Below are 14,207 nucleotides of genomic sequence, written 5' to 3'. Positions count from 1 at the left end.
TCCTCCTCAAGTGCTACGACATATCGATAAACCCCTATCGCCGCTTTCAACGCCCAGGTCAGGACAGTCCGGGCGTCTCCATCCCAAGCGCCGCAAGGGGTGCAGCGACCCGGCGTTTTTCCGGCCAACCTCCGCTCCCCGGCGCGTCGAGCCCGGCGCCTCTTCCTTTTTTCGAACGCGTGTACGAACATAGAGGCATGGCCACCACCGACCGGCAGGCCACGACGCTGGCCCTCGCACACGCCCTGTCAGCCGCCGAGCGCGGACTGGCCGTCATCCCCCTGTCCCGGACGAAACTCCCGGCCCTGCGCTCCCCCCACCGCGCCGACCCCGACCCCCAGCCCTGCCACGGCGAGTGCGGCCGCCTCGGACACGGGGTGTACGACGCCTCGACCGACCCGGCACGCATCCGCGAACTGTTCGCCGCGGCCCCCTGGGCGACCGGCTACGGCATCGCCTGCGGCCTTCCGCCCCACCATCTGATCGGCGTCGACCTCGACACGAAGTCCGGTACGGACTCCTCGGCGGCCCTGCGCGAACTGGCCCTGCGCCACCTCTTCACGATCCCCGAGACGGTCGTCGTCCTCACCCCCAGCGGCGGCCGCCACCTCTGGCTCAGCGGCCCGCCCGACGCCGCCGTCCCCAACTCCGCAGGCCGTCTCGCCCCCGGCATCGACATCCGCGGCGCCGGCGGCTACCTCGTCGGTCCCGGCTCCCGCACCGACCACGGCGTCTACACGGCGGCACCCGGCACGGCCCATCTCGCGCCCGCCGCCTGCCCGCCGGCCCTCCTGCGTCTCCTGCTGCCGCCGCCGCGCCCGGTCCACCCCTCGACGCACCCCTCGGCCGGCGACCACGGCCAGGGCCTCGTCCAGTTCGTCCTCGCCGCACACGAGGGACAGCGCAACACGCGCCTGTTCTGGGCCGCCTGCCGCGCATACGAGAACGGCATCGGGCCGGCCCTGGTCGCCCCCTTACTGGACGCGGCACTCAACACCGGACTGTCGGAACGCGAGGCACGGGCGACGATCGCGTCCGCTGCGCGGATGACGGGGCACCGGCCGTGAGACCGGACGAAACACGGAGCACATGAGCAGAGGACGTCCATGCACCACCGCACCAGAGCGCGGACCATGTCGCTGGCCCGCGTGGTCCTCTCCTCCGGCCGCCCCGTCGACCTCGCCGCGCTGCGGCTGTCGTCGACGTACGGAGGCATGCCCGAGGACTGGCCGGGCTACCCCTGCAAGCCGGTCAACGACCTGGTGATCGCCGGCCTGCTCAGCACCGCCGCACGCACGTCCCCCGCCACCCCGGTCCACCTCGTCCCGCCCCCACGCGCATACCCGGACCAGTACGCGGGCGCCTTCGGCCCCGTCGAGGTCCTGCCGTCCGTCGCCTGCGTCGGCTCCTTCCGGTCCTCGGCACTGGACCCGTCCCACGACCCGGTCCTGTACCACTCGGCCCTGACGGTCATCTGGTTCCAGCCGACCGCCCGGGTGCCGTGCGAATGCGATGCGGAGGGTTCTTTGCGTGGGGTGGACTGGGAGGGGCTGGCGCGGGACTGCGAGCTGTAGCCGGCCGGTCCGGCTCACACCCTTTCGATCCGCCAGGCAATCATCCCTGCGGCGCCTCGCCCTCCATTGACGTCGACGTGCTGCGCGTGCTTCGCGGTGAAGCGTTCCAGGACCGGCGTCCCGTCGCAGGAAAACTGCTTCCGCGCCGCCGCGCCCGCCGGTGCGAACTCGATGACGGCGGTTCCGGTGCCGGCACAGACCACGGTCAGGCGGTATGAAGTGCCCTCGGAAAGGCCCGGATCGGTGTGCAGTCCGTCCGACACACGTTCCAGCCCGGAAGCCACCATCGAGCCGGTCGCGGTGGCTTCGAGGGCCGACCGGGCTTCTGCACCGAGCTTCTTCTCCTGCTGTGCCGCGGTCGCGGTGGTTCGGCTCGGGGCCGCCGCGTTCGCGTGCACCGGTTCGGCGCCGGGCCCTGACGTGCACGCGGCGAGGAAGAACGTCGGTAGGAGGACCCAGGCCGAGATGCGGAAGCGTGTTGTCGTCACGTGAAGCAAGAGAGCCTTGGTGCCGGAAGCGTTCCGGCACCAAGGCTCAACAACCAGCGGTGGGTGTGGGATTTGAACCCACGGTGACTCGCGCCACGACGGTTTTCAAGACCGTTCCCTTAGGCCGCTCGGGCAACCCACCCCGCTGCCGCCCACCAGGGGCGGAGCGGGTACAGCGTACCGGCCCTGCGTGCGTCCTGCGGGCCATGGTCCGCACCGGGTCCGAAGCGCGAGGTCAGCTGTCGCCCTGCCGCGCGCCCAGGGTGAGCTGGACCGTGTGGGACTTGCCGTCGCGTTGGTAGGTGATCGTGACCTGGTCGCCGGGCTTGTGCGTCCAGATCTCGCCGATCAGGGTGGGGCCGGAGTCGATGACGCGGTCGTCGAGCTTGGTGATCACGTCACCGGGCTTGAGGCCCGCCTTGTCGGCGGGGCCGCCGGGCTCGACCGCCGCGGAGCCGCCGGCGCCCTGCTCGGTGATCTTCGCGCCGCTGGAGGAGTCCGCCAGGGAGACGGACGCGCCGATCTTCGCGTAGACCGGCTTGCCGGTCTTGATCAGCTGCTGCGCGACGTACTTGGCCTGGTTGATCGGGATGGCGAAGCCCAGGCCGATCGAGCCGGACTGGCTGGAGCCGCCGAGGCCGCCGCTGCCGGTGGACTGGATCGCGGAGTTGATGCCTATGACATTGCCCGCCGCATCCAGCAGGGGGCCGCCGGAGTTGCCCGGGTTTATCGAAGCGTCGGTCTGCAGGGCGCTCATGTACGACGCACTGCTGCTGCCGGAGCCGTCGCTGGAGGCCACCGGGCGGTTCTTCGCGCTGATGATGCCCGTCGTGACCGTGTTGGACAGACCGAAGGGGGCGCCGATGGCGATCGTCGAGTCGCCCACGGCCACCTTGTCGGAGTCGCCCAGGGTCAGGGGCTTGAGGTCCGAGGGGGCGTTCTTGAGCTTGATGACCGCCACGTCGTAGCCCTGCGCGTGGCCGACGACCTCGGCGTCGTACTTCTTGCCGTTCGGGAAGGTCGCCGTCAGCTTGCCGCCGTCGACCGCGTCCGCGACCACGTGGTTGTTGGTGACGATGTGGCCCTGGGTGTCGAAGACGAAACCGGTGCCGGTGCCGCCCTCGCCGCTGGTGGACTCGGCCTCGATGGTGACCGTGCTCGGCAGCGCCCGGGCGGCCACGCCCGCGACCGTGCCCGCGTCCCGCTTGACGGCGCCGCCGCTGGTGGAGGCGGAGACCGTGGTGGAGCCGGTGTTGTCGTCGTTGTTCTTGGCCAGCGTGTAACCGAGGCCGCCGCCCAGGCCGCCGGCGACGAGCGCGGCCACCAGGATCGCGGCCACGAGACCGCCGCGGCCGGACTTCGGTGCGGGCTGCTGCTGGTACGAGGAGCCCCAGCCGGAGCCCGCTCCGCCGGCGCCGCCGTCGGCGTACGAGGGCACGACCGGGGGCGGCCAGGAGGCGTCCGGGGCCGAGCCCGCGGGTGCCGGCTGCTGCTCCTGCGTGTGCTCCTGCGCGCCGGGGGCGCTCGGAGGTACGGGCGGAAGCGGGGCCGTGTGGTCGTTCCCCTCGGGGGCGGCGGGTGCCGAAGCAGTGGGAGCGTCCACCGGCACGGGGGGTGCGGACGGGGCCGGGGGTACCGCGGTGCCCTCGTTCTCGGTGCTCACAGCTTCTCTCCTCGGTCCACGGCTGTTGTTCTCGGTCGCACTCGGTCACGCTCGTTCACGTTTCTCGACGGCCCGGCGCGATGCAGCTGTGCATGTTCTTTTGTATGCCGTCAGCTTTTCCCATGAGCCGTCAGGGCACCATAAGCGGTGCCTGTGGGTCCGGGGCCATTCTTTATATAGGCCATGACAGGCAAAAGGGGCGCAATCTATGCTCCTCCGATCGCACGACTACCCCTCTGCGGTGGCACCATGACGCGGTGACCCACGCACGCCGGCACCGGATTCAAGTCGTCGCCCACCGAGGAGCCTCCGAGGAGGCCCCCGAGCACACCCTGGCGGCATACAAGAAGGCGATCGAGGACGGTGCGGACGCCCTCGAGTGCGATGTACGCCTGACGGCGGACGGCCATCTCGTGTGCGTCCACGACCGCCGCGTCAACCGCACGTCCAACGGCCGGGGCGCGGTCTCCGCGCTGGAGCTCGCGGAGCTCGCCGCCCTGGACTTCGGCTCGCGCAAGACGCGGGAGCTGTGGCGCACGCGCGACGAGGAGCCCGACTGGGAGTTCCGGCCCGAGGACCGGGAGGACACCTCCGTACTGACCCTGGAGCGGCTGCTGGAGCTGGTCGCCGATGCGGGGCGGCGGGTGGAGCTGGCGATCGAGACCAAGCATCCGACGCGCTGGGCCGGACAGGTGGAGGAGCGGCTGCTGGTGCTGCTGAAGCGGTTCGGGCTGGACGCCCCGGCGTCGGCCGCCGATTCGCCCGTGCGCGTGATGAGCTTCTCGGCGCGCTCGCTGCATCGCGTGCGTGCCGCCTCGCCGACCCTGCCGACGGTCTATCTGCTGCAGTTCGTCTCGCCCCGGCTGCGCGACGGACGGCTGCCGGCGGGTGTCCGGATCGCGGGCCCCTCGATCCGGATCGTGCGCAATCACCCCACGTACATCGAGCGCCTGAAGGCGGCCGGCCACCAGGTGCACGTGTGGACGGTGAACGAGCCCGAGGACGTGGATCTCTGCGTCGACCTGGGCATCGACGCCATCATCACCAACCGCCCACGTGCGGTTCTGCGTCAGCTCGGCCGCTGAGCGGCGCTCCTCAGCTGCTTGCACCACGGTCCGTCACCACGCCGTCACCACGGTTCGTCACTGTTCGTCATCGTTCGTCACTGGTAAAGACCTGTGAAGAACCCTTGACCCACCAGGCACTCGGGCACCATCCTCCAGACTCGGCCACAGTCGAAATCCAGCCACACGGCTACAGGGAGTGCCCCGGCGCATTCGCTCCGTATTTGATCGTTGCGAATGCGTCACTGAACGTGGATTGGCCGGTTTCCGGTACAGGCCAATGGGGCATCCACACCGTGGCGTGGGGCAAAGGAGGTCTCGGGGGTGGCGTTGGTGGTGGCACAGGAGGTGCCCACGTCGTCGAGCATGGCCGTACCCCATGGCCCTGCGGGCGTGGGGGAGGCGCGACACCGTATGCGCGAGCAACTGCGCTCGGGCGGCGTGCCGGACACCGTGATCGACGATGCCGTACTCATTCTTTCCGAACTCTTGAGCAACGCGTGCAAGCACGGCCGGCCCCTGGGCGACGCCCTGGCCGGGGACGGCGACGTCCGCGCCGCATGGCGGGTGGACCGGAGCGGTCGGCTCACGGTGGAGGTGACGGACGGCGGCGGGCCCACCCGCCCGGCTCCCGCCACCCCCTCGGTCACCGCGCATGGCGGCCGCGGGCTGAACATCATCACGGCGCTGGCCGACGACTGGGGCGTACGGGACGACGCCCGCGGCGAGGTCACGGTGTGGGTCGTCGTGCACAAGGACGTCCACGACCCGGATGCCCGGCTGCGACGCGACGACTTCGCTACGCGCGTCACCGCACCGACGGTGTCGAGGATCCCGGCGATGCCGGGCCTGGACTTCGCGGACGCGTTCGACGACCTGGACTGAACACCTGGCTGTCCACAGGTCCCCGTGGCGCACGGCGTGAACGGCTAGGCTCCCGCCGTACCAGACGAGCCGTAACCGGGAGACACCCACGATGGCCAAGAAGCGACCCCAGACGAAGGCCAAGCGCCCGCAGATCACGGAGGGTGAGGTCCCGGTCGTCGGCGCCCGCGAACCCTGCCCGTGTGGCAGTGGCCGCCGCTACAAGGCCTGTCACGGACGGGCCGCCGCACACGCCGTGACCGAGCTGGTGCACCGTCCCTTCGAGGGGCTGCCGGGCGAGTGCGACTGGGTGGCGCTGCGTGAGCTGGTGCCGGCCGCGACCGTGGAGCTGCCCCTGAAGGGCGGCCTGCCCGAGGGCGTCCCGTCCCTCACGCTGGCGACGGTGCTGCCGATGGCCTGGCCGGCCCTGCGCCGCGACGACGGCTCGGTGCTGCTGGGCCTGCAGAACGACACGGCGTCCGGCGACATCAGCCGCGACCTCGCCGACACCCTCCAGCGCGCGCTGACCGCAGAGCCCGGCACGCCGATCGAGGGCCGGCGCGCTCCGGCCGACGGCCCGCGGCTGCAGGATCTGCTCGATCCCGAAGGCGCGTTCGAGCCAGTTGTGCACAGCGGCTTCGAGTTCTGGGTCCCGGACTCCGAGAACGCCACGCCGGAGGTGGCCGCCTCCCTGGAGCGGGCGAATGCCGCGGCCATCCCGACCGCGAAGCTCACCGGGGTGGACGCCGCGTACTGGTGCGAGACGCCGGAGAAGAACCACCTGCGCTGGGTCATGCCGTACCCGGAGGAGCAGCTTCTGGACGCCCTCGCGCGGCTGCACGCGGCGGGCCGGTCGAACCTGGGTGAAGGAACCCGCCTCGTGGGTTCCTTCCGCGCTCACGGGCTCACCGTCCCGGTCTGGGACCTGCCGAGCGGGGTCGGCGCGGACGACATCGAGAAGCCGGCGGCCGAGTTCGCCGAGCGGCTCGCGACGGCCCTCGCCTCGGACGCTCCGCTGACGGCCGATGAGCGCCGCGCGCGCGGCGGCCTCACCAACCGGCAGGTCACGCTGAGTTGACGAAGAGTGACGAGATGGGGTTCGACTGACCGGTCGGTCAGGCGAACCCGATCTTCCGGAACCGGTGACTCCGCTCAAAGTCCCGCTGGGAACAAGCAAATACGTGACTGGAAAGCCCGGATCGAATTTGCGAACCGCGGATCTCTTGTTACCGTTCCAGTAGCCCGGTTGCTGGTGCATCCCCCGTCGCCAGCAACCGGGTCTTTTCATGCGCGCGGTTCCTTTACGGAATGCTGCCGCCCGTCAACTCCCGCTGGGTTTCCCGGAGTTGCTCCCGGAGCGCAGCAGCAGCGGACCGTGCCCGGCCCGCCCCGCGAACTCCGCGACCGCCGTGTAGGCGTCCAGCGCGCCCCGGGTGTGCTGCCGGGGTGTCTCGCACATCCCCGGCTCGTTCTCGGCACCCACGGCGCAGCTCAGCTGCACGGTGCGGCCCCCGGGCCCCATCAGACTCAGTGCGGAGTCCAGGGCCTTGCCGGTCACATTGCGGTAGTAGGTGCGCGCCCAGGTGTCCTCGCCCTGCGTGAGCACACAGGTCTGCGCCTCGACGCCTTGCGGGGAGGTGAGTTCGGGGCCGCAGCGGACGGCTGTGTCCAGGCCGAGGTCGAGCAAGGGGGAAGGGGCGGGGGCGGCGGAGGGCGCCTTGGCGTCCTGGGGACGCGGGGAGGCACGTACGGATGCGTGCGCGGGGGCACGCACGACGGTGTGCCCCTCGTCGCCCGCCGGTCCCGCGGAGGCCACGGCCAGCGGGAGCACGACTGCGCACACCACTACGCCCGCCATGGCGAGCAGACGGATTCGGGGGTCTGGGGGGTGTCCCCCAGGATCATGCAGCATGTGCGGAAGATAACGAGCACGCGGGCGCGTGCCGTCCCGCGCGCGCCGGACACCCCTACAACTCGGGCGCGCTCACACCCGTACGAGTGAGGGCCTCGACGGCCGCGTCCACCACGGCCTCGACGTCGGGGACCCAGGGAGAGGCGGAGCCGGGCAGGGGCGCGCGCTCCCAGCGGATCTCGCCCTCGCCGGTCTCGGACGGGGGCAGGGCCACATAGCCGCCCTCGCCGTGGAAGCGGAGGGAGCCGGGGACGAAGTCCTTGGCGTAGAGGAGCTCGCCCAACTGCTCCAAGCTGTACGGCTTCACCAGGATCGCCCAGCGGCTCGGCGAGGCGACGACCGGGCCGAGGCGCATGCCCATGCGGTCGAGTGCGGTCAGGGCCTGCGAGGCGGCGAGGGCCGGCATGCTCACCGCGCAGGGCGCCTTGCCGCCGGTGGCCAGGATGACGGGTGCGGCCGGCCGGTTGCTCCACCACCAGCGCACCATGCGGGCGTCGGTCGTTGCCGCGAGCAGCCCGGGGTCGAAGGGATGCGCGCCGGGCACCGTGCACTCCGCGTCGGGGCAGCCGCAGCGGGAACGCGCCTGCGGGTCCGCTGCCACACCCGGGAGTACGGGCCACTGCCATTCCGTCGCGAAGGTCAGGGCCGCGCTGATCAACTCAGGCCTTCCGTCGCTGCGCTTGGACAGGAGCCTGCGTCGCCTTCCGAGGATCTCGCGCATGAGCGCTCGTTCCTTTCCGTTGCACCGCTGGCAACACCGTGGGGCCACATCACACCATGTGTCGATCACTTCACTGTGCGTACCTGTTGGCGCATCACACCCCTGCCCCGGGCAAGGGGAACCCCTATGGGCCGAACGTTGACTGCATCCGCGGCAGCCTCGTCCATGCTGCATCCATCAAAAGCATGGGCGTGGCGTGGGGGTGGCGAAGTCTGGCGTTTTGCCGTCCCGCGTATTTCTCTTCGCCTCCGCCACGGGAGGATGGGGCTCGGTCGTCGGTGGCTAAGACGCCCGGAGTCGGTCACCAGGTTCCGGGTGGCGGTCCACCACCCCTGGCCTTCTCCGAGTACGTACCCATCACGACCGCTGTGACGCTCCGTCGAGCAAGCCCAGTCGACCGCAATACCCCGTAACCCGAGTCAGTTTTAAGCCAAATTTGCTTTTAGACAAGGGGATCACTCGGTCCCCATGGACACCAGGAATCCCAGCAGGACAATGCTGGACATCCCCTTACGAGTGCGTGTACATGTGGAGACACTGCTAGCGGCGCAGAATGACATGGGGGTTTGCGATGCTTTTGAGCAATACGCACCAGTCCGGAAGCCGGACGCCATGAACGCCCCTCACCCTCCGAAAGTGGCCGGAATCGATTCAACGGTTCCGTCGCCCGCACACACTGTCGCGCCCGCGCCCGCAGCCCCGGGTACCTCACCGGTCCCTCCGCCCAACCCCCCGGGAGCACTGCTCACCGACCGGCTGGCCGGCTGGGTCTCGGACCTCACGACCCTCCATGAACTCACCGAACGCCTGAACCGCACGGACTCCCTCGCGGACGCCCTCACGGAGCTGCTGCGCGCCGGAGCCGCCCTCGTCGGCGCCCGGCGCGGTCTTGTCGTACTGGAACCGGTCGACCGCCTCGGACCGGACACCACCATCGGCCTCGGCCTCGCCCGCGCCGACCTCGGGCACATCGAGACGGTGCCGCGCAGTGCCATGTCCTACGGCCGCATCCTCGAGGGACTGCCGGGCGGGGACGGCGAGATCGCCCAGCCTGACCTCTTCGCCGAGGACGGGCTCGACCCCCGGCACCGCGAGGTCGCCGCCCGTCTCGGCTATGCCGCCTGCTACGCCCTCCCCCTGGCCGGCGAGCGCTCGGGCCGTCTCGGCGCCGCCGTGTGGCTCTACGACGAGCCCGCCGAACCACTGGAGCGGCAGCGCCACCTCGTCGGGCTCTACGCCCGCTACGCCGGCGAGCACCTGGCCCGGCTGGTGGAGGTGGAACGCACGCGCGCGTGCATGACGACGATGGCCGAGGAGCTGCTGCCGTCCCGGCTCCCCCGGGTGGCAGGCGTCCAGCTCGCGGCCCGCCACCGCACCAGTCCGCGCGGCGGCGGCGACTGGTTCGACGCACTGCCCCTGCCCGACGCCGCGCTGGGTCTCGCAGTCGGCTCGGTCACCGGTTCCGGGCCGAGCGCGGTCGCCGCGATGGGCCGGCTGCGGGCCTCCCTGCGGGCGTACGCCGTGATGGAGGGCGAGGACCCGGTGGCGGTCCTGTCCGATCTGGAGCTGCTGCTCCGCCTCACCGAGCCCGCCCGCTCCGCGACCGCCCTGTTCGCCTACTGCGAGCCCGCCCTGCGCAAGATCACGCTGGCCGGTGCGGGGCACTGCCCGCCGCTGCTGGTCGGCGAGCGGCGCACGGAGTTCGTGGAGACGTCCGTGTCCGCGCCGCTCGGCATGCTCGCCTGCTGGGAGGCACCGAGCATGGAGTTCCAGGCGGAGCGCGGCGAGACGGTGCTGCTCTACACCGACGGTCTGCTGCACCGCACCGGCGACCCCACCGACCGCGCCTTCACCCGGCTGCACGCGGCGGCGGCGGGCGTCCCCAGGGCGCTGCGGCACGACCCGGACGCGATCGCCGACCACGTACTGCGGACGGTGCTGCCGGACGGGCTGGACTCGGCGGAGAGCGATGAGGACGTGGTGCTGCTGGCGGCCCGCTTCGAGTAGCGGCCGGTAAGGGTCTTCAGGGCCTGGGCCCCCTTCCGTACGACCGTACGATGGAGGGGGTCCAGTGCCGTATCGAGGAGGATGACCGTGGCCGACGAGCTCACCCCGGAGACCCCGGAGACTGAGTCTGAAGAGCCGATCAAGCAGCGGAAGAACGGCCTGTACCCGGGCGTGTCCGACGAGCTGGCCGAGAGCATGAAGTCCGGCTGGGCCGACACGGAGCTGCACGACCTGGAGCCGATCGCCCAGGTCGCTGAGACCGCCGCACGGCGCGCCGCGCTGTCGGCGCGTTTCCCGGGCGAGCGTCTGGTGATCCCGGCGGGCAACCTGAAGACCCGTTCGAACGACACGGAGTACCCCTTCCGCGCGTCCGTCGAGTACGCGTATCTCACCGGCAACCAGACCGAGGACGGCGTCCTGGTCCTGGAGCCGACCGCGGACGGTCACCAGGAGACGATCTACCTCCTGCCGCGCTCCGACCGGGAGAACGGCGAGTTCTGGCTCTCCGGCCAGGGCGAGCTGTGGGTCGGCCGCCGGCACTCGCTGACCGAGGCGGAGAAGCTGTACGGCATCCCGGCCTCCGACGTGCGCGAACTGCCGGACGCGCTGCGTGAGGCCACCGGACCGGTGCGGGTCGTGCGCGGGTACGACGCCGCGATCGAGGCCGCGCTGACCGACAAGGTCACCGCCGAGCGCGACGAGGAGCTGCGGGTCTTCCTCTCCGAGGCGCGGCTGGTCAAGGACGAGTTCGAGATCGGCGAGCTGCAGAAGGCCGTCGACTCGACGGTCCGCGGCTTCGAGGACGTCGTACGCGTTCTGGACAAGGCGGAGGCGACCTCGGAGCGGTACATCGAGGGCACGTTCTTCCTCCGCGCGCGCGTGGAGGGCAACGACGTCGGCTACGGCACGATCGCCGCCGCCGGGCCGCACGCCTGCACGCTGCACTGGGTGCGCAACGACGGGCCGGTGCGCTCGGGCGACCTGCTGCTCCTGGACGCGGGCGTCGAGACGCACACGTACTACACGGCCGACGTCACGCGCACCCTCCCGATCAACGGGCGCTTCACCGAGATCCAGAAGAAGATCTACGACGCCGTGTACGACGCCCAGGAGGCCGGTATCGCGGCGGTGCAGCCGGGCGGCAAGTACCGCGACTTCCACGACGCCGCGCAGCGTGTGCTCGCCGAGCGGCTCGTCGAGTGGGGGCTCGTCGAGGGGCCCGTGGAGCGGGTGCTGGAGCTCGGGCTGCAGCGGCGGTGGACGCTGCACGGCACCGGGCACATGCTCGGCATGGACGTGCACGACTGCGCTGCCGCACGCGTGGAGTCGTACGTCGACGGGACGCTGGAGCCCGGGATGGTGCTCACGGTCGAGCCGGGGCTGTACTTCCAGGCCGACGACCTGACGGTGCCGGAGGAGTACCGGGGGATCGGCGTCCGGATCGAGGACGACATCCTGGTGACGGCCGACGGCAACCGGAACCTCTCGGACGGGCTGCCGCGCCGGTCCGACGAGGTCGAGGCGTGGATGGCCGCGCTCAAGAGCTGATACGAGACGGATGGCCGGGTACCAGTGGGGTGCCCGGCCATTGACGTGCCTGGAATCACCAACCTTGGGGGGAGCGTCGTCGTGGACGACTTCTGGTCCGGCGTCGGAGTCGACCTGCATCTCGAGCCCGACTCCGGTGACGGGCGGCGGGTCGGGCTCGAGCGGGCGCTCAGGGACGCCGTGCGGGACGGGCGGCTCGCGCCCGGGACGCGGCTGCCCGCCACCCGGCGGCTCGCCGCCGAGCTCGGTGTCTCGCGGGGGACCGCCAAGGCCGCCTACGACCAGCTGGTCGCCGAGGGGTATCTGACCGCCCGGCAGGGCTCCGGGACCCAGGTCGCCTCGCTGCCCTCCCTGGACGCCGACGCGCCGGAGGCGGCCGCACGCGCGCGTACCCCGCGTTTCGATCTGCGGCCCGGCAGTCCCGACGTCGGGGCGTTTCCGGCGGCGGCCTGGCTGCGGGCGCTGCGGCGGGCCATCGCGACGGCGCCGCTGCTGGCCTACGACTACGGGGATCCGCGCGGCCGGATCGAGCTGCGGACCGCACTGTCGGGTTATCTGGGGCGGGCCCGGGGCGTCATCGCGCCGCCCGAGCGGATCGTGATCACCTCCGGGTATGTGCAGGGGCTGGCGCTGCTCACACGTGTGCTGGACGGTGCCGACATCGCCATGGAGGACCCGGGGCTGCCGTTCCACCGGGAGGTGGTGCGGCGCAACGGGGGACGCGTGCTGCCGGTGCCGGTGGACGAACGTGGCCTGTGCGCAGAGGAGTTGGGGGACCTGAAGGCCGTCGTCGTCACACCGGCGCACCAGTACCCGACCGGTGTGACGCTGCACCCCGAGCGGCGGCGGGCGATCACGGACTGGGCACGCGCGCGTGGCGGGCTGATCGTCGAGGACGACTACGACGGGGAGTTCCGCTACGACCGGCAGCCCGTGGGCGCGCTCCAGGGGATGGCGCCGGGGCGGGTCGTCTACCTGGGCACCGCCTCGAAGACGCTCGGGCCCGCGCTGCGGCTCGGCTGGATGGTGCTGCCGCCGCACCTGGTCGACGCGGTCGCCGACGCCAAGCTGCACAGCGACCACCACACCGAGTCCATCGGCCAGTTGGCGCTCGCCGAACTCATCGACAGCCATGCCTACGACCGGCATGTGCGCGCATGCCGCCTCAGATACCGCAGACGCAGGGACCAGCTCCTGGACCGGCTCGGCGGAAAGCACGAGGTGCGCGGGATCGCCGCCGGGCTGCACGCGCTCGTGGAGGTCGCCGACGAGGAAGCGGCGCTGAAGCGGGCCGAGGCCGAGGGACTGGCCGTCGGTCACCTGGGAGACCACTGGCACACACCCGGCGAAGGACGACCGCAGGGGCTCGTGGTCGGCTACGGGACGCCTCGGGAGCGGACGTATCCGGAGGCGCTGGACGTCTTGGGCAAGGTGCTGGAGGGGGCCTGAGGGAGCCTCCGGGCCATCTGGACCGCGCACACATGCCGACCGGCGGCGCGACTCGGCGACGTTGGTCATCTGCGTCATGCGCGCGCTGTCGGGCGAAGTGGCCGAGGCGGTGATGCTCGCCTCGATGTCCGTGGTCGTGTCGGCGAACGCCGGGCCGCGACCGTGCCGCCGGTGACCGTGATCGCACGGCGCCGGGTCATCGAAGGCAGACGTAAGGACGGCGCCATTCAGGGAAGCAGGGCGCCGATGAGAACCGACTGTGGATGCTGAGGAAGCTGAGAGCCCCTCACACCGCCATCAGCGGTGAGTCGTCCCGCCACTTGAGGATCTTGTCGAAGCTCACCACCGTGCCCGTACGTCCCGGCTTGTGGCCGATGTGGACGTGGTCGGCCAGCTCCCTGATCAGCCCGAGGCCCCGGCCGTGCTCGGCCTCGGGGCGGGCGGGGCGGGGGGTCGCGGAGAACGCGAACCCCGGGCCGGAGTCGGTGACTTCGATGCGGCACTTCTCACCGTCGAGGTAGGCGGTGACCCGGTACGCCTCCGAGGAGGCGCCCTGCACCGCGCCCCCGCCGTGCTCGACGGCGTTCGCACAGGCCTCGGTGAGGGCGACGGAGAGGTCGTAGGAGACGTCCGGGTCGACGCCCGCCGTCTCCATCGTGCCGAGCAGGAGGCGTCGGGCGAGCGGAACGCTCGCAGCTTCACGCCGCAAGTGGAGTGACCACCAGATGCTCATGCTCCAGCCTCCCGGCCGCGGCTCGACATACCGTTTCTTATTGCCGCGCGGAGCCGTGCGTAAGCACGGAGTTGACGTGATGCCGCCCATATGGGCGATGCGTCCGAAACAGAATCGGTGTATGTGCGGGCCGGTCGTAGCAGAAAGTGATCTTCCGGTCGGTGGGGAACCTTGCGGACCTGCC

At 71.2% G+C, this 14,207-nt stretch carries 13 protein-coding genes and 1 tRNA gene; 8 read left to right on the top strand and 6 right to left on the bottom strand.

Annotated elements, in window-relative coordinates; genetic code table 11:
* Positions 1 to 197 precede the first annotated feature (197 nt).
* A complete protein-coding gene (locus ACFY1E_RS08630; protein WP_389072980.1) occupies positions 198 to 1,067 on the top strand; it encodes a bifunctional DNA primase/polymerase in 870 nt (289 codons plus the stop codon).
* A gap of 39 nt (positions 1,068 to 1,106) precedes the next feature.
* Positions 1,107 to 1,574 (top strand): hypothetical protein, encoded by a 468-nt coding sequence (locus ACFY1E_RS08625; RefSeq protein WP_389072978.1) that lies wholly within the window; start codon positions 1,107 to 1,109, stop codon positions 1,572 to 1,574.
* Between the two features lie 14 nt (positions 1,575 to 1,588).
* On the opposite strand, the gene ACFY1E_RS08620 is transcribed toward ACFY1E_RS08625, so the two are convergent.
* The 3 genes from ACFY1E_RS08620 to ACFY1E_RS08610 all read right to left on the bottom strand — a co-directional run bounded on the left by ACFY1E_RS08620 (position 1,589) and on the right by ACFY1E_RS08610 (position 3,725).
* Positions 1,589 to 2,071: a hypothetical protein gene (locus ACFY1E_RS08620; protein ID WP_389072976.1), complete on the bottom strand. Its 483-nt coding sequence runs from the start codon at positions 2,069 to 2,071 to the stop codon at positions 1,589 to 1,591.
* A 48-nt stretch (positions 2,072 to 2,119) separates the two neighbouring features.
* Positions 2,120 to 2,204, bottom strand: a tRNA-Ser gene (locus tag ACFY1E_RS08615).
* A gap of 93 nt (positions 2,205 to 2,297) precedes the next feature.
* Positions 2,298 to 3,725: a S1C family serine protease gene (locus tag ACFY1E_RS08610; RefSeq protein WP_389072974.1), complete on the bottom strand. Its 1,428-nt coding sequence runs from the start codon at positions 3,723 to 3,725 to the stop codon at positions 2,298 to 2,300.
* Between the two features lie 257 nt (positions 3,726 to 3,982).
* Here ACFY1E_RS08610 and ACFY1E_RS08605 point away from each other — a divergent pair, with 257 nt between their 5' ends.
* The 3 genes from ACFY1E_RS08605 (at position 3,983) to ACFY1E_RS08595 (ending at position 6,731) form a co-directional block, all read left to right on the top strand.
* A complete protein-coding gene (locus tag ACFY1E_RS08605) occupies positions 3,983 to 4,810 on the top strand; it encodes a glycerophosphodiester phosphodiesterase (protein WP_389072972.1) in 828 nt (275 codons plus the stop codon).
* A 303-nt stretch (positions 4,811 to 5,113) separates the two neighbouring features.
* Positions 5,114 to 5,674 carry an ATP-binding protein gene (locus tag ACFY1E_RS08600; protein WP_389072970.1) on the top strand — a complete coding sequence of 187 codons (561 nt, stop codon included), beginning with the start codon at positions 5,114 to 5,116 and terminating at the stop codon, positions 5,672 to 5,674.
* A 91-nt stretch (positions 5,675 to 5,765) separates the two neighbouring features.
* The gene (locus ACFY1E_RS08595; protein WP_389072968.1) at positions 5,766 to 6,731 is read left to right on the top strand and encodes a DUF5926 family protein; all 966 of its coding nucleotides are present in this window, start codon (positions 5,766 to 5,768) and stop codon (positions 6,729 to 6,731) included.
* Positions 6,732 to 6,974: 243 nt separating this feature from the next.
* Here ACFY1E_RS08595 and ACFY1E_RS08590 read toward each other — a convergent pair whose 3' ends face one another.
* Both ACFY1E_RS08590 and ACFY1E_RS08585 read right to left on the bottom strand, forming a co-directional pair.
* A complete protein-coding gene (locus ACFY1E_RS08590; RefSeq protein WP_389072966.1) occupies positions 6,975 to 7,511 on the bottom strand; it encodes a hypothetical protein in 537 nt (178 codons plus the stop codon).
* A 109-nt stretch (positions 7,512 to 7,620) separates the two neighbouring features.
* Entirely contained in the window at positions 7,621 to 8,286 is a 666-nt protein-coding gene (locus ACFY1E_RS08585) for a bifunctional DNA primase/polymerase (protein WP_389072965.1), read from the bottom strand.
* Positions 8,287 to 8,781: 495 nt separating this feature from the next.
* Here ACFY1E_RS08585 and ACFY1E_RS08580 point away from each other — a divergent pair, with 495 nt between their 5' ends.
* The 3 genes from ACFY1E_RS08580 (at position 8,782) to ACFY1E_RS08570 (ending at position 13,290) form a co-directional block, all read left to right on the top strand.
* Positions 8,782 to 10,293: a PP2C family protein-serine/threonine phosphatase gene (locus ACFY1E_RS08580; protein WP_389073375.1), complete on the top strand. Its 1,512-nt coding sequence runs from the start codon at positions 8,782 to 8,784 to the stop codon at positions 10,291 to 10,293.
* Positions 10,294 to 10,374: 81 nt separating this feature from the next.
* Complete coding sequence (locus ACFY1E_RS08575; protein WP_389072962.1) at positions 10,375 to 11,841, top strand: aminopeptidase P family protein; 1,467 nt, start codon at positions 10,375 to 10,377, stop codon at positions 11,839 to 11,841.
* Positions 11,842 to 11,922: 81 nt separating this feature from the next.
* On the top strand, positions 11,923 to 13,290 hold the full coding sequence (locus ACFY1E_RS08570; RefSeq protein WP_389072961.1) for a PLP-dependent aminotransferase family protein: 1,368 nt from the start codon (positions 11,923 to 11,925) through the stop codon (positions 13,288 to 13,290).
* Between the two features lie 286 nt (positions 13,291 to 13,576).
* Here ACFY1E_RS08570 and ACFY1E_RS08565 read toward each other — a convergent pair whose 3' ends face one another.
* Positions 13,577 to 14,023, bottom strand: coding sequence for an ATP-binding protein (locus ACFY1E_RS08565; RefSeq protein WP_389072959.1), 447 nt, complete (start codon positions 14,021 to 14,023; stop codon positions 13,577 to 13,579).
* Positions 14,024 to 14,207 lie beyond the last annotated feature (184 nt).

The organism is Streptomyces sp. NPDC001604 (assembly GCF_042893475.1).
Classification (GTDB): domain Bacteria; phylum Actinomycetota; class Actinomycetes; order Streptomycetales; family Streptomycetaceae; genus Streptomyces.
The sequence above is the reverse complement of the archived record's forward strand: the minus strand, read 5'-3'. Positions and strand labels throughout refer to the sequence as shown.